Origin of the sequence: Neorhizobium sp. DAR64872/K0K18 (assembly GCF_050500175.1) — a bacterium.
In the GTDB taxonomy this organism is placed as follows: domain Bacteria; phylum Pseudomonadota; class Alphaproteobacteria; order Rhizobiales; family Rhizobiaceae; genus Neorhizobium; species Neorhizobium soli.
The window spans coordinates 471,135-490,393 of record NZ_CP191446.1; the positions used below are offsets into that span (position 1 = coordinate 471,135).

At 61.2% G+C, this 19,259-nt stretch carries 15 protein-coding genes; 12 read left to right on the plus strand and 3 right to left on the minus strand.

Features of this window, described 5'->3' with window-relative positions; all coding sequences use genetic code 11:
• Window positions 1–4 precede the first annotated feature (4 nt).
• From ACQY1P_RS07720 to bcsN, 3 genes are all read right to left on the minus strand, one after another.
• Window positions 5–2,479, minus strand: a complete 2,475-nt coding sequence (locus tag ACQY1P_RS07720) for a cellulose biosynthesis cyclic di-GMP-binding regulatory protein BcsB (protein WP_430255949.1) — start codon at window positions 2,477–2,479, stop codon at window positions 5–7.
• 5 nt (window positions 2,480–2,484) lie between these two features.
• Window positions 2,485–4,656 carry a UDP-forming cellulose synthase catalytic subunit gene (gene bcsA, locus ACQY1P_RS07725; protein ID WP_062453845.1) on the minus strand — a complete coding sequence of 724 codons (2,172 nt, stop codon included), beginning with the start codon at window positions 4,654–4,656 and terminating at the stop codon, window positions 2,485–2,487.
• Between the two features lie 74 nt (window positions 4,657–4,730).
• Window positions 4,731–5,777, minus strand: coding sequence for a cellulose biosynthesis protein BcsN (bcsN, locus tag ACQY1P_RS07730; protein ID WP_430255951.1), 1,047 nt, complete (start codon window positions 5,775–5,777; stop codon window positions 4,731–4,733).
• A gap of 242 nt (window positions 5,778–6,019) precedes the next feature.
• Between bcsN and ACQY1P_RS07735 the strand changes: the two genes are divergently transcribed.
• The 12 genes from ACQY1P_RS07735 to fliF all read left to right on the plus strand — a co-directional run bounded on the left by ACQY1P_RS07735 (window position 6,020) and on the right by fliF (window position 18,998).
• Entirely contained in the window at window positions 6,020–8,413 is a 2,394-nt protein-coding gene (locus ACQY1P_RS07735; RefSeq protein ID WP_430255953.1) for a cellulose synthase, read from the plus strand.
• A 440-nt stretch (window positions 8,414–8,853) separates the two neighbouring features.
• On the plus strand, window positions 8,854–10,476 hold the full coding sequence (locus tag ACQY1P_RS07740; RefSeq protein ID WP_430255955.1) for a methyl-accepting chemotaxis protein: 1,623 nt from the start codon (window positions 8,854–8,856) through the stop codon (window positions 10,474–10,476).
• Window positions 10,476–10,769 carry an STAS domain-containing protein gene (locus tag ACQY1P_RS07745; RefSeq protein ID WP_430255957.1) on the plus strand — a complete coding sequence of 98 codons (294 nt, stop codon included), beginning with the start codon at window positions 10,476–10,478 and terminating at the stop codon, window positions 10,767–10,769. Before ACQY1P_RS07740 ends, ACQY1P_RS07745 begins: the two co-directional genes overlap by 1 nt.
• A 2-nt stretch (window positions 10,770–10,771) precedes the next feature.
• Complete coding sequence (gene cheY1 / locus ACQY1P_RS07750; RefSeq protein ID WP_062453839.1) at window positions 10,772–11,137, plus strand: chemotaxis response regulator CheY1; 366 nt, start codon at window positions 10,772–10,774, stop codon at window positions 11,135–11,137.
• A gap of 16 nt (window positions 11,138–11,153) precedes the next feature.
• A complete protein-coding gene (locus tag ACQY1P_RS07755; RefSeq protein ID WP_062453838.1) occupies window positions 11,154–13,373 on the plus strand; it encodes a chemotaxis protein CheA in 2,220 nt (739 codons plus the stop codon).
• 5 nt (window positions 13,374–13,378) lie between these two features.
• Entirely contained in the window at window positions 13,379–13,858 is a 480-nt protein-coding gene (locus ACQY1P_RS07760) for a chemotaxis protein CheW (RefSeq protein ID WP_062453837.1), read from the plus strand.
• On the plus strand, window positions 13,855–14,763 hold the full coding sequence (cheR, locus tag ACQY1P_RS07765) for a protein-glutamate O-methyltransferase CheR (protein ID WP_062453836.1): 909 nt from the start codon (window positions 13,855–13,857) through the stop codon (window positions 14,761–14,763). Before ACQY1P_RS07760 ends, cheR begins: the two co-directional genes overlap by 4 nt.
• Window positions 14,760–15,800, plus strand: coding sequence for a protein-glutamate O-methylesterase CheB (cheB, locus tag ACQY1P_RS07770; RefSeq protein ID WP_062453835.1), 1,041 nt, complete (start codon window positions 14,760–14,762; stop codon window positions 15,798–15,800). The genes cheR and cheB overlap by 4 nt, the downstream gene beginning before the upstream one ends.
• Entirely contained in the window at window positions 15,800–16,189 is a 390-nt protein-coding gene (locus tag ACQY1P_RS07775) for a response regulator (protein WP_062453834.1), read from the plus strand. Before cheB ends, ACQY1P_RS07775 begins: the two co-directional genes overlap by 1 nt.
• On the plus strand, window positions 16,186–16,743 hold the full coding sequence (gene cheD / locus ACQY1P_RS07780) for a chemoreceptor glutamine deamidase CheD (RefSeq protein WP_062453833.1): 558 nt from the start codon (window positions 16,186–16,188) through the stop codon (window positions 16,741–16,743). Before ACQY1P_RS07775 ends, cheD begins: the two co-directional genes overlap by 4 nt.
• A 31-nt stretch (window positions 16,744–16,774) precedes the next feature.
• Window positions 16,775–17,164, plus strand: coding sequence for a chemotaxis protein CheT (gene cheT / locus ACQY1P_RS07785; protein ID WP_062453832.1), 390 nt, complete (start codon window positions 16,775–16,777; stop codon window positions 17,162–17,164).
• 151 nt (window positions 17,165–17,315) lie between these two features.
• Entirely contained in the window at window positions 17,316–18,998 is a 1,683-nt protein-coding gene (gene fliF / locus ACQY1P_RS07790) for a flagellar basal-body MS-ring/collar protein FliF (RefSeq protein WP_062579079.1), read from the plus strand.
• Window positions 18,999–19,259 lie beyond the last annotated feature (261 nt).

Here is a 19,259-nt window from a genome sequence, read left to right on the forward strand (position 1 = left end):
GTGCCTATTTCCGACCGAGCCGGGTCAGCAGTCCACCGGTTGCCAGCCCCACGAGAATTGCACTCGCGACGAGAAGCAGTCCGTAGGACATGATGTTGTCCGACAGCCAGTTCGTTGCGATCAACCGTGCATTCGAGAGTGAAAAGTTTGCAGTCGGCGTGAAGTGGAACCAGTTGACCGGAACAATCACCGGATCTGCTTCGGAAACATCGTGCACGGACACGCGTCCGTCGAGTTGGTTCCACGCTTCGCGTGCCGAAAAGGCCTCCATCCCGGCAGAAAGCTCATCGCCCGTCGCGCCGATCACCGCCGTCCAGGTGCCGGTTTGGGTCGGATCGTTTTCCTGTGCGATGATCATTCCGGCGGTTTTCGGGGGCACATAGATCGCGTCACCGGCCGGCGCAAACCGCAGCATCGGTGCGGAGAGGTCAAAGTTCCGCTTGGCCCAATCCGCCACGGAAGAAAGCTGTCGGCCGAAGAAGTTGTTGCCGTTGCGATCCTGCCAGTCCTGGAGCGTCAATGACGCCCGGTCGGCCGGGACGTGATCGCTGTTCTCACCCCAGCTACCGCGGCTTTTCTGCTCGATGCCGAGATCCGTCAGGATATTGGCTGGAAATTCGGAGATCGCGCCGACAAACAGCGCATTGCGCCCGGCGATACGCGCCGTTGAAATCGTCACCGAGACCGGTATTGCTCGATGTGACGCGGTCGCGATCTTGCCAAGGAAAGTCGCCGCGGATCCGAGGGTTTTTTCATCGATTCGGCCGAGGAACAAAGGAACGGACTCGGTGCCGGTCGAATAGGGAAAGCCGGTGCCCGACGTAGCGCCGAGATTGGGGACGCGGGCGATGCGGGCGAAATCCGGCATCTCGAACTGTGAAGTACCGAAGAGAGCAAACCGCGTGCCTTCATTCGCAGTGGCGCCCGGCGCGCAGGCCTTGTCCGACGCCGTCAGCAGCGCAGCTTCGAGCGTGATCGTGTTGACCCCAGGCTTGAAGTGACGCAGCGTCAGCTTGATCGGCAGGTGGCGCAGAATGGCGCCTCCGTCCGAGGTGATCGGAACGGTTGAGGCAATATTCCCATTGACGAAGACGTCGATGTGACTGCCAGGCAGAACCTCCGACACATAGGCCGCATCCAGCAGGATGCGCGCTTCGCCATAGGCGTTCGCGTAGAAATCCGCCGGAACGCCGATTGTGAACTCGGTACGGTAAAGCCGCCCGGAAAACTCCTCGCTGCTGACCCCGAGAGAATTGAAATCAATCGATTTCTCGGCAAACAGGAATGGCGTATCGATGCCGCGCCAGCTCGAGGTCGCCAGTGTATCGCGGCGCTGGATGCTGCCGCCATCGGTGGAGGCAACGAAACTGTCGATAAGGCCCTGAAGCGCCGGCCAGCTGGGTCCCGACAGGACCAGAGCGGAGGATCCGTGCCCAGGGTAATCGGTAAAGCTTGCAACGGCTGCACTGGAAGCGGCTGCCGCCAGGTTCGGAAGGATCGGTCGAAGTTCGTCCGGTGTCCCCACGAAGACCGCAAGTTCGCCGGGCCTCAGATCGGGTGTAATGGTTTTCTGGAATGAAAACGACTGGTTCGGCATGCCGCCCACCAGCGATAGTCCCTGCGCAAGCCGCATCAGAACATCCGTCGCGCCCAGCTGGTCGAGCGCCGGCACGATCAAGCGGAACCGCGTCTTTCCGCTGCCGTCGACGCCGACCGCCCTGACATCGTCCAGTCGGTTGAACCGGACGCTACGCTCGTCGTCGAACGCCAGGAACGTCCGCTTCGGGTCGATGTCGGTCCAGAGTTCGAACGTGGATTCGACCGTGCAGTCGGTGCGGTGACGCTGATTGGCCGCGAACCGTACCATATTGCCGCCCGCCTTCAGAACGCCCGGCGGTATGTCGAGCACCCTTTCGAACGGCTGGTCGGGCGATGCAATCTTGTCGCCATAGATCTCGACGTCGTTGATCGTCACGGAAAGGCGCGAGGCCTCCGGCGCGACGACGATCGAGTTCTGGTACGTGAGGTGCAGCTTTGCACCCGTCGCCGCCTGCTCCTCGGTCAGGTAGACGGACCAGGAACGCTGCTGGACCTCGCCGTTCAGGCGCAGCGACGGGGCAGGGATGAGGTAGCGCCGCGCCGTTTCGGTCGAAGCCTTGGCTGCCGCCTGAGGAGCAGGGGCCGTTACCGGAGAGGGAGAAGCGGTGGCCGCCGGTGCCGGTGCCGCGGGCGTTTTCGGAGCGGCTGGAATGGGCCGTTGAACCTGTGGCACAGGTGCCGGAGCCGGGGTCTGCGGTGAAGGCGGCGCGGTCGGGGTTACACCTTGGCGGGATCGCTCCGGACCCATGTCGAATGGCGATGATGCGGGTGCTGGCGATTGAGCGGGTTGCTGCGCAAGCGACGAGACCGACAGGGCGCCGGTCGATGCCAGCATGGCCGCGACGAAGAGAAGGCGGGGGAAGCGTGTATTGGTGATCATGTCGCTCAACCTTCCTTCGTCGTCTGGCTCTTGCCCAGATCCTTCAACAGGTAGCCGAGGCCGCGGGTCGTCTGATAGGCGGCAAGACCCAGGAACCAGATCGTGCCGCGCAAGAGACCGGGGTTGTAACGTCGCGAGGTCTGGAATTGTGTCCACTGGCTGGAATTGGCGAATATGAGATCGGCGATCAAACGGTGATCGGTGGATTTCTGGGGCATGTAGCGGCACCCCGCCGTTGTCACGTCGCCGACCGTATCGAAGTTGCGGATTTCGATCGGCAAATCGCTGATCGGCAGGTCGCTGAACGGCTGGAACCGGAGCACACCCATGGCACCGTTCGCGATGTCCCTGGCGCCTTCCGTATAGATCTGCAGTGCTGCACCATTGACCGAAACATCCTCGATCGTCGCCGTGAACCAGCGGTCGCCGATCCCGAATTCGCAACGCCGGCTGACGCGGATACGGCGGGACGACTGCTTCTCTCCACGTTCGGAAACGACGCCGAGCGCGCAGCCCGCAATGATGATGTTGAGAAGATTCCAGCCCCCAACCACCAGCGTCACGTCCGCTTTGAACGGTTCTGTATAGACCCGGTAGATGCTGATGAAGAAGGCAATGACGAGAACGCAGAAGATCACGAAGAACGGCCGGCTGATCTCCGAAAGTCGGCTGACGGACACGGACTCGTCCTTCGCCGTCACCTTGAAGGTCGGCTTGCGCGGATTGAGCATGACCGAAACGACAGCCGGCAGCAGGTGCACGGTCTGGACGTATTCGTAGAGCTCCGAAATCCACGGCCAGCGGAACGACCCATAGAGGTAGTTCTGCATCAGCATGTTTACGATCATGTAGGTCAGCGAGTAGACGAGGAACTCGCCGCCGGAGGAGGTGAAGATCTGCAGATCGAAGAACAGATAAAACAGCGGTGCAAACAGGAAGATCGTCCGCGGGAAGGGAAACAGCCAGAATAGCGTCGAGGACATGTAGCAGAGGCGCTGCGGGAAGGAGAGCCCGCGCTTGAGCGGCGGGAAGCGGAACCGCAGGATCTGCATCATCCCTTGCGCCCAGCGCGAGCGCTGGCCGATGAAGCTGGCGAAGGTCGCCGGCTGCAGGCCGGCAATCAGTGGGCGGTCGACATAGATGCTGTGCCAGCCGAGACCGTGCAGATCGAGCGCGGTTTCACAGTCTTCCGTGATGCTGACGCCGCTGAAACCGTTGGAGACTTCGAGCGCCTTGCGATTGAGAACGGCCGCGGAGCCGCAGAAAAAGGCGGCATTCCACTTGTCGAGACCACGCTGGATGATGCCGTAGAACATCTCGTTCTCGCTCGGCATCTTCTCGAATGTGCGCAGGTTGCGCTCGACGGGATCAGGATTGAGGAAGAAGTGCGGTGTCTGCACGAGGAAGAGTTTCGGCTCCTTCTCGAAATAGTGGACGGTTTCCAAGAGGAAGTCGCGCGTCGGGGCGTGATCGGCGTCGAACACGGCAATCAGATCGCCGCTCGAATGGGCAAGCCCGTTGTTGAGGTTGCCGGCCTTGGCGTGTTCGTTGCGCTCGCGGGTCAGGTATTTGACGCCGAGGTCTTCGCAAAGCTGGTTGAGGGCCTTGTAGCGCGCATCCGCAGCCCTTGCATCCGCCACGTTGTCGGCGCGGCGCTTCTGCAGCGTGCTGCCGTCATCGAGCAGCCAAACGGTCAACTTGTCGGCCGGGTAATCCATGTTGCGGCAGGCTGCAAGCGTGTTGGCAAGCAACGTCTCGTCCTCGTTGTAGGACGGCACGAAGACGTCGACGCTCGGAAGCGGTCCTTCGGTGCGGCCGTGCGGCTTTCGCGCCGGCAGCGGCATGGCAACGACGAAGAGGCTGAGCGCCAGCATCATCACGCTGTACATTTCCGCAAGATAGACGAGCATGCCGGGAATGAAATTCTCCAGCTGGTTCACCGGCGGCAGCGTGCTCGTCGTGCGCCAGTAGACGTAGCGCATCACCATCGCGGTGCCGAAGGCGAGAGCCACGAGACGCCATTTGCCGTCGGCGTTGAGCATCTTGATGATGATCATCACCGTGACGATCAGGACGCTCGCGATCAACTGGGTGCGCGTGTTGATCGGCAGGGTGACCAGGGTCACGATCATGATCGTGGCGAGAACCCACACGATGGCAGAAATAAAAGTACGCATCGCCGGATTACCTTTGCGGTTCGATCGACCGGATTACGGTTGGCAGGATCACGACGGGATTGCCGGCCTGACGCTCAGCGACATACGACATTGGCACCCTCCGCCTGTGTCGAGCAGGAAGGCGAAGGAACCGTGACGCGCGGAGCGGCTGCGGGTGTTGGTGACCTCTGGGACGCAGCAGCGTCCGAGGGCGCTGACGGACTGAGGCCTGCGGGAGAAAGGGCGGAAACGCTGGGGATCCTTGGCCCCACCGGCTGCATGACAGGCTCCATCATGCTGCTGGTAACCGGTGCTACGGCTGGCCGGACCGGCGCGGCAGGGGCTGCGCGGCGGATCATCGGCGCAGCTTGTCGTTGCGGCAGGACCGGAACGATAGCTTCCGTCGAGGCAGGACGCGGGTAGGTGGGAGCGCCGGTTCGTCCGATTTCCGGCGAAAGCGGGCTCGCATCGCCATAGGGATTCCAGCCGAGCGAGTCGACGGAGGCGTTGATAGTGAAATTGTACATGAAGGCGAGAAGCGCCTGCTCCGTCGCGCCGGCCTCGCAGATCCGCACGCGGATCTGGATCGAGCCGTAATTATCGACCGGCGACATCTTCTGCGCCTGCGAGCGGATCTGCTGCCATCCGTAGAGGCAAAGATCGCTGCCCCTGCCGCGTCCGAACGCATAGCCGAACGGGCCATAGCTGTTCTGGACGTAAAATTGCGACCGCAACATCCGTACACCGGGAAACCCGGATGCCATTTCGCGGGCCGTGCCGCTTTGCGAGACCATTTTCGACGTCAGCCGGTTCGAGCTATAGCTGAACGCGCTCTTCGTGCCGAAGAACTGCGCCTTGATGAAGTTCTGGCCGGGCGTGAGTGCGGATGTGAAGAGCGGAATTTCCTGCTCGATGGCGTTGTCGTAGCGCCGCTCGATGACGCCGACGATACCGGGGCCGGATGGCGGGGGCATGACCATGGCTTCTTCCGCCTGCACGGTCTTCACCAGGGCGCCCGGCTGGATCGGAGCTCCGCCGCAACTTGCCAGGACGAGAGGCAGCAATCCTGCGATGGCAATTGCGAAGCTTCGGCGGTCGCTGCGTACGAACCGGCGAACTTCGGCAAATGATCTTTTCGTCATGGGCACTCGCATATAATGGCGCATCTACTGGACAGTCATCGTCCGATCGCTTCCGTCTCGATTTCCGCTTCCACAAAAGTCTACGCAACGAAGCGAATCGCGAGTCTTGCTTACAATTTGCTAAACAAATCTAAATTGTTCGTTAACCATATCAGCTCATTCTTACACATCATGGCGTTCATGCCATTGATACGCCTCGTTGCGGGGCAACAGGTCGGGGTTAGGATCGGGATCGGAAGTCCATGAAGGTTATGATGATCTCATTGACGGTGGTAGGTATCGCCGCTGTTGGATTCTGGAGCCTCGATAGACAATCCTCCAATGTCGACATGACGCAGCTGACCGGCGCCATCAGTCCCGACGCGCCCGCATGGGCAGACGGTATGCAGCCGCGTCCCAAGACCGAGCGGCTTACGGCTCAACTGCTCTCCTCCGACGAACCTTCCGCGCAGTCTCCGGGTGCAGCAGCGCTTGTGATCACGCAAACGCTGCCGAACGGATCCGCCACCGAACCGGCCGATACGCCTTCCCCGGCGCGTTCGGGCATGCCCTTGATCGCACAGTCCCCGGCCGCATCGTCGCCACCACCCTTGCAGCGTCCCGAAAACTTGACGGCGCAGCGCGGCAACACGCCGCCTCCGGTCGTCGTGGATGAAAGCGCCTTGCGATATTTTGCTGCCCGTGGCGACACGGCACGGCTTCAGGCCGAGATCTCGCGCCTGCGCGCGCTCTATCCGACCTGGTCGCCGCCCGCTGATCCGCTGGCTGTGCGCGCAAGCGGTGATCCACAGCTCGAAAACATGTGGCAACTCTATGCACAGTCGCGCTTTGCCGACGTGCGTAAGGCAATCGCCGACCGTCAGACTGCCGAGAGCGGCTGGCAGGCACCGGACGATCTCCTCGACCGGCTAAAGCTTGCCGAGGCACGTGTCAGCCTGACCGGCGCCTCCGACAGCAAGGATTACGACGTCGTCATCCGCATGGCGGCCGAAAACCCGAGCCTTCTCACCTGCAGCGAAATCGACGTCTTGTGGCGGGTGGCGGAAGCCTTTGCCGAGACCGAGCGACAGGGTCGCGCCCGGGATGCCTATCTCTACGTTCTGGACAATTGCGAGGACACCGCCGCGCGTGTCGCCACGGTGCAGAAGGCGAGTGAACTTCTTTCCTCCACCATGCTGGAAGATCTCCTCGCCAAGGAAAAAACTCCCGCCGGTGGTCAGCCGGAATTCGAGGGTCTGAGAAACGATCTCGCGCGCCGCTTTGTCAACGAAGCCGGCGACGATGCGAAACTGGTCGTCGGCCAGCAGTATGTCACGCGTCTCGAACAACTCGCGGAACGCGAGGGGCTCGCCTCGGACGCGCTGCTGCTGGGCTGGTATGCCTATCGCAGAGACAATCTCGGCGGTGCCGAGCGCTGGTTCCGGCGCGCCTATGGCAAGGAAGAGACGGCCTCCGCTGCTGAGGGGCTGGCGCTCACCCTGGTCCGCCAGAAGTCGCCGCTTGAAGCGGAAAACGTTCTCTATCGTTTCCGGGAAAGTTCCGAAGGCACCAAGGCGGCCTATCTTTCCGCCGTCGCCAATCTTCTTGCACTCGATCCTCCGCCCATGCTGCAGGAAGAGGTTCTGGCCCGCATGGCGCCTGTCGTGATCGCCGCCCGCGATGCCGACGCGGCACAACAGTTCGGCTGGTATGCAAGAGCAATGCGGCAGCTTCGCACGGCCGCCGAGTGGTTCGGGGCAGCACTCGCCTGGAAGCCGGATGACGAGCCCTCCGCCTATGGTCTGGCGCTGACCCGCAACGACCTGGGCGACCGGGCCGGTGTCGCTTCTCTCCAGCGTGCCTGGGGCGGTCGTTCAGAGCGCATTGCAAATCTCGGCAGACCATCGCTAGCGGGCGTCGATGATCGGACAGGTTACCGTCGCCAACCGCCGCTGCCGAGCGTCAGGCCCGAGGATCGCACTGCGGAAGCCTATTCGCAGCAGGACGGACAACCCTATCAGCAATCAGCGCAACGCAGCGTTCAGCAACCCAACCCGCAGCGTGCCGCCGCAACCCGGCAGCCTGTTGCCGTGCAGCCGTCGGTCCGCCAGGCAACCAGATCCGCTCAGGCAAGCTCCGGGCCGCCGTCGCGCGGCTGTGCTCTGACGGAACTCCGCCAGACCAATCCGGACCAGGCGCTATCGCGCGGCTGGTGCCTGATGGATCTGAACAGGCCGCTCGAAGCCGTCAAGGCTTTCGAGGTCGCGCAAAACAGTGCTTCCGACGTGGTCCGCTCCGATGCGTCCTATGGTCGAAGCCTTGCCTATCTGCGGGCAGGCCTGACGGATCAGGCGTCTGTTGCCGCGGCCGCAGCCAAGCAGACCAACTCCCGCGCCGTGGAGCTTCAGAGCGCCATTCTTGCCAATCGCGCCCAAAGCTCCTTCAACCTCGGTCGCTATCGGGAGGCGCTCATCGCGCTCGATCAGCGCGCCCAGATCACGCCGGAACAGACCGATCTTATGATCCTTCGCGGCTACGCCTACCTCAATGTCGGTCGCAAGCCCGATGCGCGAAGAATTTTTCAGGCCCTTGCATCGACCGGAAGCAAGGACGGCCAACGAGCGCTGGCCGAACTGATCTGGCCGCCGGACAATTGAAACACTGCCACAAGCTGAACTTCCAGATTAGATCCATTTGATTTTACTGAAAGTTTTAAAGCTTTTGGTTGAGCTTTTCTGCGCCTCTGTTTGTTGTCACCTTTGCGGACAGTCCGAGCTATGGCCGGTTTCTGACTTTGCTTGAAAGAGCATTTCACACCGCCCGTGTTAACCTTCGGGCAAGGAATTAACCATACATATTAGATAGACGGCGAATGGGATGTCCCGAGGGCTCCCAACAGGCATGAAGCCGCCAAGCCGTACCGGTATGAATCCGGTATTTCTCATCGACAGATTACGAAATGCTTCGCGGTATAAGCGTCGCCACCGCAGACAGGTCATGGCCTGTCCCGGCACGCTCCCGCCCGTTTCGGATTTGCCTCGCTGGGCGGCAATACACCAACTCGTCGGGTTGGTCTGACTTTCATGCGGGGACGGTTTTGGTGCAGGACACGCCGACAGAACAGGGGCGACGGAGCCAGGCGGGCAGCCTGAGCGAACGCTTGGCCTTTGCTGGCCTCGACGGGGACCTGCGCGACTTGCTGCGCCGGTGCAGGCCGCAACTCGAACCGCATCTCAAAGCCGGATTGCGCGACTATTTTCACCGGCTGCAGTCCGTTCCCGAGGCTGCCGGTATCTTCGAAAGCGAACAGCAGATCGAACGCCTGCATGACCTCCAGGCGTCTCACTGGAGCGTGCTCAGCGACGCGCGCTTCGATGCACTGTATGCCGAACGGGTCAAACTCCTCTCCGATACCGAAAGCCGCATGGGTCTTGATCCGCGCTGGCACCTTGCCGGTCATTCGGTGATGCTCGAGCATCTGATCACCGGTGCGGTCGCCGGCATGTCATCCCGCTCCATTCTTCCGGCAAGTCGCAAGCGCGAACAGGAACTCAACGATCTCGTCAGCGCAATCGTGCGTCTCGTCATGGTCGACGCGGAGATCGCGGTGTCGTTGCGCTTTAACGAATTGCGCCTCAAGCACCAGCGTGCCCTGACCGAGCAGCGCCAGGCCGATCAGGCGCAGGCCGTTGAGACGTTCCTCTCCGTGGTTTCAGCGCTGGCCGATCGCGATCTGACCGCCAAGGTTCCGGACGACATGCCGGACGCCTATCGCGAACTCGGCGACATCCTCAACAGCGCCATCGGCGACATCCGCACGACATTCGAGACCGTCGGCGAGACCGGAATCCAGGCGGACATGCTGACCGACGCGCTTTCCGAGAGCGCACGCACGTTCGCCAGAACTTCCGAGAACCAGTCCGCCCGCTTGCAAAAGTCTGGCGAAGCGCTTTCGTCAATCGCTGCCGGTGTCCGCCAGAGTGCCGTCGGCACGGCCGCCGCCGAAAAGGCGACGGCCGCCACACGCAAGTCAGCGGAAGACAGCGGCAAGGTCGTCGGCCAGGCAATCAGCGCCATGGCAGATATCGAAGCCTCCGCCGAAAAGATCGGCCAGATCATCGGCACGATCGACGAGATCGCATTCCAGACCAATCTCCTCGCCCTCAATGCCGGCATCGAAGCCGCCCGCGCCGGCGACAGTGGCCGCGGCTTTGCTGTCGTTGCGCAGGAGGTGAGGGCGCTCGCCCAGCGTTCCGCCGAGGCCGCCCGCGAGATCAAGACGCTCGTCAACGGCACTAAGACGCAGGTCGATGCCGGTGTCGAAATGGTTCACCGCACGCAGGGCGCCATCGATGGCATCGTCCAGCAGGTGTCCGCCATCAACGACACGATTGCGGGCATAGCTCGCGATACCGGGGTCCAGGCGGAAGGCCTCGACGTCGTCACGGCACATGTCAGTGATCTCAGCCAGGAAGTCGCATCCAATGCCGTTCTGGCGCGTCGCTCGGGCGAAGGCGCGGACGAATTGCAGACGGTGATCCTGGAGCTTGGACGCACGGTTCGCGAATTCCGGATTGCGCGACAGGGCCGTTACGATGACGACCGCTCAAGACCGGCTGCACGCCGGCCGGAAATTGCCACCGACATCTCCCCGCGGGCCGCGGCGGAACGCATCGGTTCCTCAGAGACATTTTACTCCAAACGACAAGGAATAAGCTGATGGCGGCCAAGAAAGCCGGTCCGGGAAGTTTGAAACTGTCTTCCGTGCTGGACCTCAACGAGGCGTCCGCGCTGCACGCCAAACTGCTGTCCATGCGCGGTAGCGACATTGTCATCGATGCGTCCGGTGTCGAGCGTCTCGGCGTCCAGTGCGTCCAGGTCCTCGTCGCCGGCGCAAACGCCTGGGATGACGACAAGAAGTCCTTTGCCGTCCAAAAGCCTTCCGATGCCTTCGTCAAGACGATGCAGCTCATCGGCCTCGATACACAGATTTTGGTTGCTAAGGAGATTTAGCGATGAAGAAAAAAGTCCTGACCGTGGACGATTCACGGACGATCCGGAACATGCTTCTGGTCACTCTCAACAACGCCGGTTTCGAAACCATCCAGGCTGAAGACGGCATCGAAGGTCTCGAAGTCCTCGAAGGCTGCAACCCCGATGTGATCGTCACCGACATCAACATGCCGCGCCTCGACGGCTTCGGTTTCATCGAAGGCGTTCGCCGCAACGACAAGTACCGCGCCATCCCGATCCTGGTCCTGACCACGGAAAGCGACGCGGAGAAGAAGAACCGCGCCCGCCAGGCCGGTGCCACGGGTTGGATCGTCAAGCCGTTCGATCCCGCCAAACTGATCGATGCCATCGAGCGTGTAACCGCCTGAGCCAGGAAATCCTCCCATGGATATGAACGAAATCAAAGAGATCTTCTTTCAGGAATGCGAAGAACAGCTCGCTGAACTGGAATCTGGTCTGCTGAAGCTGAACGACGGGGACCGCGACCCCGAAACGGTCAACGCCGTCTTCCGCGCCGTTCATTCCATCAAGGGTGGAGCAGGCGCCTTCGGCCTCGATGACCTCGTGGGCTTTGCCCACGTCTTCGAGACGACGCTCGACTGCGTCCGGTCCAACAAGCTCGAGCCGAACCAGGACGTTCTGAAGGTGATGCTGAAATCGGCCGACGTGCTCGCCGATCTCGTCACCGCGTCCCGTGACGGCGGTGGTGTGGACGAGGCGCGATCACGCGGCCTCGTCAAGGAACTGGAAGCCCTTGCCCATGGCGAGATGCCTTCGGCCCATGCCGAAGTCGCAAAGCCTGCAAAGGCCGAGGCACCGAAGCCGAGCGATGATAGCGGTTTCCAGCCGATCCCTTTCACCTTCGATGGTTTCGACGACGACGTCCCGGCAGCAAAAGGGTCGGTCTACGAGATCGGCTTCAAGCCGCGCCACGATCTCTATGCCAAGGGCAACGAAGCAGCCCTCCTGCTGCGCGACCTGTCCAAGCTCGGCGAGATGAGCGTCGGCTGCGACATGGAGCAGCTGCCGACCCTCGACAAGCTGGATCCGGAAGCCTCCTATTTCAGCTGGAAAATCTCCCTGACGACCGAAAAGACCGAAGCCGATATTCGCTCGGTGTTCGAATTCGCCGAGTGGGACTGTGATCTCGACGTCAAGCTGGCCGCAGCAAAGCCAAGCGACGAAGAACTGCCGATGGTTCCGGTACCATTCGATCTCTCGTCGCTCGACGATGAGCTCGGCTCCGACACGAAGGCTGCCGACGAAGCAGCCGCCGTCGTGGCGACTGAAGCTGCCGCCAACGTCAGCAAGATGGCTGCCGCCGCGGCACGCGTCGAAAAGAAGGAAGCCGCAGCACCCGCGCCGGCTCCGGCCCAGGCCGCTGCCACAGCGGCCGCCGGCCAGACGATCCGCGTCGATCTCGATCGCGTCGATCGCCTGATCAACCTGGTCGGCGAGCTTGTCATCAACCAGGCGATGCTCTCGCAGAGCGTCATCGAAAACGATGCCAGCGGCACCTCCGCCGTCAATATGGGTCTCGAAGAGCTGCAGCAGCTGACGCGCGAGATCCAGGACTCGGTCATGGCGATCCGCGCGCAGCCGGTCAAGCCGGTCTTCCAGCGCATGTCGCGTATCGTCCGCGAAGTCGCAGACATGGTCGGCAAGCAGATCCGTCTGGTCACCGAAGGCGAGAACACCGAAGTCGACAAGACGGTTATCGACAAGATCGCCGAGCCGTTGACCCACATGATCCGAAACGCTGTCGACCACGGCATCGAAAGCCCCGAAAAGCGCGAAGCCGCCGGCAAGGATCCGGAAGGCACGATCAAGCTTTCGGCCAAGCATCGTTCGGGCCGCATCCTGATCGAACTGATCGACGACGGTGGCGGCATCAACCGTGAGCGCGTCAAGCAGAAGGCAATCGACAACGACCTGATTTCGCCGGATGCCAATCTGTCGGACGAGGAAATCGACAACCTCATCTTCGCGCCTGGCTTCTCGACGGCAGACACGATCTCCGACATTTCCGGCCGCGGCGTCGGCATGGATGTGGTCAAACGTTCGATCCAGGCACTTGGCGGCCGTATCTCGATCTCCTCGCGCCCGGGTCTGGGCTCGACCTTCACCATGAGCCTGCCGCTCACGCTCGCCGTCCTCGACGGGATGGTGGTAACGGTTGCCGGCCAGACGCTTGTCGTGCCGTTGACGGCGATCGTGGAGACATTGCAGCCGGAAGCGTCTGCCATCCACTCGTTTGGCGCAACGCAGCGGCTCATCTCGATCCGCAACTCGTTCTGCCCGCTGGTCGATGTCGGCCGCATCCTCAACTTCCGCGCCACACAGGCAAATCCGGTCGAGGGCGTGGCACTGCTGGTCGAATCCGAAGGCGGCGGTCAGCGCGCGCTGATGGTCGATGCCATCCAGGGTCAGCGTCAGGTCGTCATCAAGTCGCTGGAAGCCAACTACACCCATGTTCCGGGCATTGCCGCCGCCACCATCCTTGGTGATGGCCGCGTCGCTCTCATCCTGGATGTGGACGCGGTGGTTGCGGCATCCCGCGGGCAGTCGCTCAGTCCGGAGATGTCGCTCGCTGCGACAGGTTGAACACAATGTCCTACGCTGTGAAAAATCTGACGCAGGCAAGCCGGGAGCTGATCGCTTTCCGGATCGGCGATCAGGAATTCAGCGTCAACATCATGTCTGTCCGCGAAATCCGCGGATGGACGCCGGCAATGCAGCTGCCGCACGCTCCCGCCGATGTGCGCGGCGTGATCAATCTGCGCGGCGCCGTGCTGCCGATCGTCGATCTGTCGGCGCGGCTTGGAATGAAGGATGCCGAACCGACGGCGCGTCACGTCATCATCGTTGCGCAGGTCGGGAAACGGATTGTCGGCCTGCTGGTCGAGGCCGTTTCCGATATCCTTACGATTACAGAAGAGAATATCCAGCCTGTGCCGGAGATTTCCTCCGACCTGGCGAAACAATACGCGAAGGGCATTCTGGCGTTCGATAAGCGGATGATCTGCATGATCGAGCTGGATCATCTCTTCCCCGAGACGTACCTCGAAAAGGAAAGCGAAGCCGCATGATGCCCCTGGGCGCCATAGAAGCCAGACAGTCGCCGGACGAAGTCCTCGCCAGCGGGGAATACCCGTTGACGCGCCGCGACCTGTCGGAGATTGCGGCGATGATCTACGCCGATGCCGGGATCTACCTCAACGATTCCAAGGCGTCGCTCGTCTATTCCCGCTTGTCCAAGCATATCCGCAACCTCGGACTGCGGGGCTTTCGGGAATACTGTACCCTGGTCGCCTCTGTCGAGGGCGCTCCGGCACGCCGGGAGATGCTGTCGCATCTGACGACGAACTTCACCCGTTTCTTTCGAGAGAACCACCACTTCGAGCACCTTCGGGACGAGGTCCTGCCCGGGCTGATCCAGCGTGCCCGCAATGGCGGACGTGTGCGCATATGGTCGGCGGCCTGTTCCGATGGGCAGGAGCCCTATTCGATCGCGCTGACGGTGCTGGGCCTTCTTCCCAACGCTGCCGACTATGATTTCCGCATCTTGGCAACCGATATCGACCCTAAGATCCTGGCTGCCGCGCGGGCAGGAGCCTATGACGAAGGTGCCCTCGAAACTGTTTCCCCGGCCATGCGCAAGCAGTGGTTCCGCGAGGTCGACGTCGGTGGCCGCCGCAAGTTCCAGGTCGATGATCGCGTCAAGAAGCTCATCACCTTCAACGAACTGAATCTGATGGCGCAATGGCCCTTCAAGGGCGGTTTCGACATCATCTTCTGCCGCAACGTCGTGATCTATTTCGACGAACCGACCCAGGTGAAAATCTGGTCGCGCTTCTCCCAGCTTCTGCCGGAAGGCGGCCATCTCTATATCGGCCATTCGGAGCGGGTATCGGGCGAAGCGAAGAACACGTTCGATAATATCGGCATCACGACCTACAAATATATGGGTAAGAATGCCGGGAGGAAGGCATGATCGCACCGGCCAGAGTTCTCGTCGTCGACGATAGCCCGACCATGCGAGGCCTGATCACGGCCGTCCTCAATTCCGATCCCGATGTCAGCGTCGTCGGGCAGGCCAGCGATGCGATGGAAGCGCGTAGCGCCATCAAGCAGCTCAATCCTGATGTCGTGACGCTGGACATCGAGATGCCGAACATGAACGGCCTCGACTTCCTCGAAAAGATCATGCGTCTGCGTCCGATGCCGGTCATCATGGTCTCGACCATGACCCAGCGCGGCGCCGACGCAACGCTTGCCGCGCTCGAAATCGGTGCGTTCGACTGCGTCGGAAAGCCGGTGCCGGGAGACGTTCGCCCGTTCATGGATCTCGCTGAAAAGGTAAAGGCTGCGGCACGCTCTGCACGCCGACAGGTCAGTGCTCCGGTCTCAATGGTCCCGACGCCGGCATCAGATTACCGCAATGGTCGCAAGGTTGTGGCGATCGGATCTTCTACCGGTGGCGTTGAAGCGTTGATCGCAGTGCTCCAAAAGTTTCCGCTGAACTGCCCACCGACTGTAATCACTCAACATATGCCGTCCACGTTTACGAAAAGTTTTGCTGAACGGCTTAATCGTATCTGCGCTCCTGTGGTGCAGGAAGCGACCGATGGTGCGCGTCTCGAGATCGGCAAGATCTATCTCGCGCCTGGTGGCGACCGGCACCTTCAGGTGGTCAATCCGTCGGCGCCATGCTGCCGGCTGGTCGAACGCGATCCGGTGAACGGCCACAGGCCCTCCGTCGATGTCCTGTTTGATTCGGTCGCGGAGTTGGCGGGTCGCAATGCGGTCGGGGCTATCCTGACGGGCATGGGTCGCGACGGGGCTTCGGGACTGTTGAGGATGCGCAGCGCAGGCGCTCGCACGATCGGCCAGAACGAAAAGACATGTGTGGTCTACGGCATGCCGAGGGTCGCCTACGAAATTGGTGCAGTCGAGCAGCAGCTGCCGCTCGGCTCCATCGGAGACGAAATACTGAAACTAACTGCCGCCCGAAAAGAAGGTACCGAATAATGTCCCTCGCTGAAAAAATCAAAGTTCTGATCGTCGACGATCAGGTCACCAGCCGACTGCTGCTCAGCGACGCTCTGACACAGCTCGGTTTCAAGCAGATCACTGCCGCCGGCGATGGTGTGCAGGGCATGAAGATCATGGCCGAGCAGCCGCATCACCTGGTGATCTCGGACTTCAACATGCCGAACATGGACGGTCTGGGCCTGCTGCAGGCAGTGCGCACCAACCCGAACACCAAGAAGGCAGCGTTTATCATCCTGACGGCGCAGGGCGATCGCGCTCTGGTTCAGAAGGCTGCTCAGCTCGGCGCCAACAACGTGCTCGCCAAGCCATTCACAATCGAAAAGATGAAAGCTGCTATCGAGGCGGTGTTCGGAGCCCTTAAATGAACGACCCGGCAGGTGCCAAACGCGTCCATATTATCCAGGGCGAATTCAAGGTCGAAAGCGATCCCAATGTGGTTTTGTCGACGATTCTTGGCTCGTGCGTGGCTGCCTGCCTTCGTGATCCTGTCGCCGGTGTCGGCGGCATGAACCACTTCCTGCTTCCGGGCTCGGGCGGGGCAGCGTCGTCGGGGGGCGACGCGACCCGCTACGGCGTGCACCTGATGGAGTTGCTGATCAACGGTCTCCTGAAAAAGGGTGCCCGTCGTGACCGGCTCGAGGCAAAGATCTTCGGCGGCGCAAAGACGATTGCCAGTTTCTCCAATGTCGGCGAACAGAATGCGGCCTTCGCCGTGGAGTTCCTGCGTGACGAAGGCATTCCGGTGGTGGGGTCCTCGACCGGAGGCGATCACGGCCGCAAGCTGGAATTCTGGCCGGTCAGCGGCCGTGCCCGGCAATATCCTCTCACAGGCGCCGAAACGCAAAAGACGGTTGCGCTGGAGCAGCGTCCTGTCCGTACGCCACCAAAGCCCGTCGAAAGCTCGATCGAATTCTTTTAATTCTTACGCCTGGGTAAAGACGAGGAAATTCATGACTGAAATCACCGCCCCGATACGCGATTCCCTTGAGGAATCTCTGCCCGAGGTACTGATGCGCCTCGTCTCGGAGCTGCACGATGTCGCCTATCTGATCGAGCGTATCGAACCGCAGGTGTTGGAACTGGGCGGCCCGGGCCTGCTTCATTCGCCCGACAGCGTAAAAGTGCTGCAGGGCATCGATCTCGCCGTGCAGAAAACGCGGGGTCTCGCAGAGTTCATCGATACCGTCACCGCGAGCATTCCGAGCGACTGGATGGTGGATCTGTCGACGGCTCTCAGCCTCGTCAAACTTGCCGACATGCAGAAGGCGCTGGCCAACGGGATGCGCCACGGCCACTCCCAGCCGCTTAACAAGGCCGCCGGAGACTTCGATTTCTTCTGACGTCACAGACTGTCTCTGACCCTGTTGCCAGGCCGCGTTGCAATCATCATGCGGCAACCAGACACGACGTTTCGAAACGCTCGCGCAAGCTTCGCTCCCTAGGGTGATGCTGGGCATAGGCTCGAGATGTTATCTGGCGGCGTGGGACAGAATGAATCTGTTATCTCAATTTCCAACAATATTCAAAAATCTGGCCAGTCTTGGCCAGACACGATTGATCGCGCTGGGCGCCGTCGGCGTCGTTTCGATAGCGATCGTTCTGGCCGCTGCCCTTTATGTGAACAAGCCCTCCTATGAGGGACTGTATGTCGGTCTGGAGACAGCCGATCTCAATCAGATCAGCATCGCCCTCGCGGAAGCCAACATGCCCTTTGAGGTTGGCTCTGATGGCGCGAGCATCCAGGTGCCTGTCGGTATGACCGGCAAGGCGCGTCTGATGCTTGCAGAACGCGGCCTGCCCAACAGCGCCAATGCCGGCTACGAGCTGTTTGACAATGTCGGTTCGCTCGGTCTGACCTCCTTCATGCAGGAAGTCACGCGGGTGAGGGCGCTCGAAGGCGAAATCGGCCGTTCGATCCAGCAGATCTCCGGCGTGTCGGCCGCACGCGTCCACATCGTCATGCCTGATGCCGGCAACTTCCGTCGCGGCGAGCAGAAGCCGACGGCGTCCGTGATGATCCGTGCGAACGCATCCGCCGGTCGCAAAGCCGCTGCGTCTATCCGCCATCTCGTCGCCTCGGCCGTCCCGGGCCTCGAAGTCGACGATGTCACGATCCTCGATTCAACCGGCCAGCTTCTCGCCTCGGGCGACGATGGCAGCAACAGCCAGATCAGCCGTTCGCTCGGTGTGGTCCAGTCGGTCCAGCAGGAAATCGAAAACAACATCGACAAGGCGTTGGCACCCTTTCTCGGAATGGATAACTTCCGCTCCAGCGTGACTGCCGCCCTCAACACCGACAGCCAGCAGATCCAGGAAACCGTTTTCGACCCGAACTCCCGCGTTGAACGGTCGGTGCGCTCCACCAAGGAAGCTTCCAAGTCGCAGCAGGCCCAGAACGACAGCGCGACCACGGTCGAGCAGAACGTTCCCCAGGCCGCTCCTCAGGCCGGCGGCGACGGCGCTCCTAAATCCTCCGACCAGTCGGACAAGAAGGAAGAGCAGACCAACTACGAAATCAATCAGAAGACCACGGCGACAGTTCGCAACGGCTATCAGATTGAAAAGATTTCGATCGCCGTCGTCGTCAACAAGGGCCGTATTGCCAAGATGGTGGGCGAGCCCGCGGATCAGGCAAAGGTCGACGCCTATCTTGCCGAAATGCAGAAGATCGTGTCTTCGGCTGCCGGCATCAGCAGCGACCGCGGCGATGTCGTCACACTCACGGCCATGGATTTCGTCGAAACCCAGCTTCTCGACGAGGCCGCTTCGTCTGGTCCGGGTATGATGGAAGTGCTCAACCGTAATATCGGCGGCATCATCAACTCGCTTGCGTTCGTTCTTGTCGCCTTCCTCGTGGTCTGGCTTGGCCTTCGTCCTCTGGTGCGCACCGTCGGTGGCAACACCAGCGTCCCGGCCGGAGAGCTTACCGCCGATGCGGCCGGCCTCGAACTTCCCGACTTCTCACCGGGTGGCGCAAGCCCGGCGCTCATGGATGGCTTCGGCGCCGACTTCGGTTTCGACAGCTCGGACGATCTTATGGGCGGTGCCGACGACGGCGGCTTCAACCGCCGGGTCAAGGAAGGTCCGGAAAAACGTCTCTCCCGCATGGTCGAGATCTCCGAAGAGCGGGCCGCGAAAATCCTGCGCAAGTGGGCGATCGACAAAGCAGCCTAAACTGCCTTCACAAACATATGATCACAACAGGCTGGGCTCGTCCCGGCCTTGTTGCGTGGGCATTGCCATACAGTTGGCGCATTTTAGCCTCATTGATGAAGCCTTTATGGATGGAAGTGGGCAAAATCGGCGCTCGCGGCATAGCATTTCCAAAAGCGATTCCTACAATGGCCCTGATTCGTACGGCAACGTCTAGGCTTTGCACATGTGAAGTCTGATTCGGAATGGACCGGTCACGCCAGGGTATCGGCACCCGGAACT

Excerpts from the sequence above, each read along its gene's own strand:
- ACQY1P_RS07720 (WP_430255949.1), bottom strand. The coding sequence starts at position 2,479 with ATGATCACCAATACACGCTTCCCCCGCCTTCTCTTCGTCGCGGCCATG.
- bcsA (WP_062453845.1), bottom strand. The coding sequence starts at position 4,656 with ATGCGTACTTTTATTTCTGCCATCGTGTGGGTTCTCGCCACGATCATG.
- bcsN (WP_430255951.1), bottom strand. The coding sequence starts at position 5,777 with ATGACGAAAAGATCATTTGCCGAAGTTCGCCGGTTCGTACGCAGCGAC.
- ACQY1P_RS07735 (WP_430255953.1), top strand. The coding sequence starts at position 6,020 with ATGAAGGTTATGATGATCTCATTGACGGTGGTAGGTATCGCCGCTGTT.
- ACQY1P_RS07745 (WP_430255957.1), top strand. The coding sequence starts at position 10,476 with ATGGCGGCCAAGAAAGCCGGTCCGGGAAGTTTGAAACTGTCTTCCGTG.
- cheY1 (WP_062453839.1), top strand. The coding sequence starts at position 10,772 with ATGAAGAAAAAAGTCCTGACCGTGGACGATTCACGGACGATCCGGAAC.
- ACQY1P_RS07755 (WP_062453838.1), top strand. The coding sequence starts at position 11,154 with ATGGATATGAACGAAATCAAAGAGATCTTCTTTCAGGAATGCGAAGAA.
- ACQY1P_RS07760 (WP_062453837.1), top strand. The coding sequence starts at position 13,379 with ATGTCCTACGCTGTGAAAAATCTGACGCAGGCAAGCCGGGAGCTGATC.
- cheR (WP_062453836.1), top strand. The coding sequence starts at position 13,855 with ATGATGCCCCTGGGCGCCATAGAAGCCAGACAGTCGCCGGACGAAGTC.
- cheB (WP_062453835.1), top strand. The coding sequence starts at position 14,760 with ATGATCGCACCGGCCAGAGTTCTCGTCGTCGACGATAGCCCGACCATG.
- ACQY1P_RS07775 (WP_062453834.1), top strand. The coding sequence starts at position 15,800 with ATGTCCCTCGCTGAAAAAATCAAAGTTCTGATCGTCGACGATCAGGTC.
- cheD (WP_062453833.1), top strand. The coding sequence starts at position 16,186 with ATGAACGACCCGGCAGGTGCCAAACGCGTCCATATTATCCAGGGCGAA.
- cheT (WP_062453832.1), top strand. The coding sequence starts at position 16,775 with ATGACTGAAATCACCGCCCCGATACGCGATTCCCTTGAGGAATCTCTG.
- fliF (WP_062579079.1), top strand. The coding sequence starts at position 17,316 with ATGAATCTGTTATCTCAATTTCCAACAATATTCAAAAATCTGGCCAGT.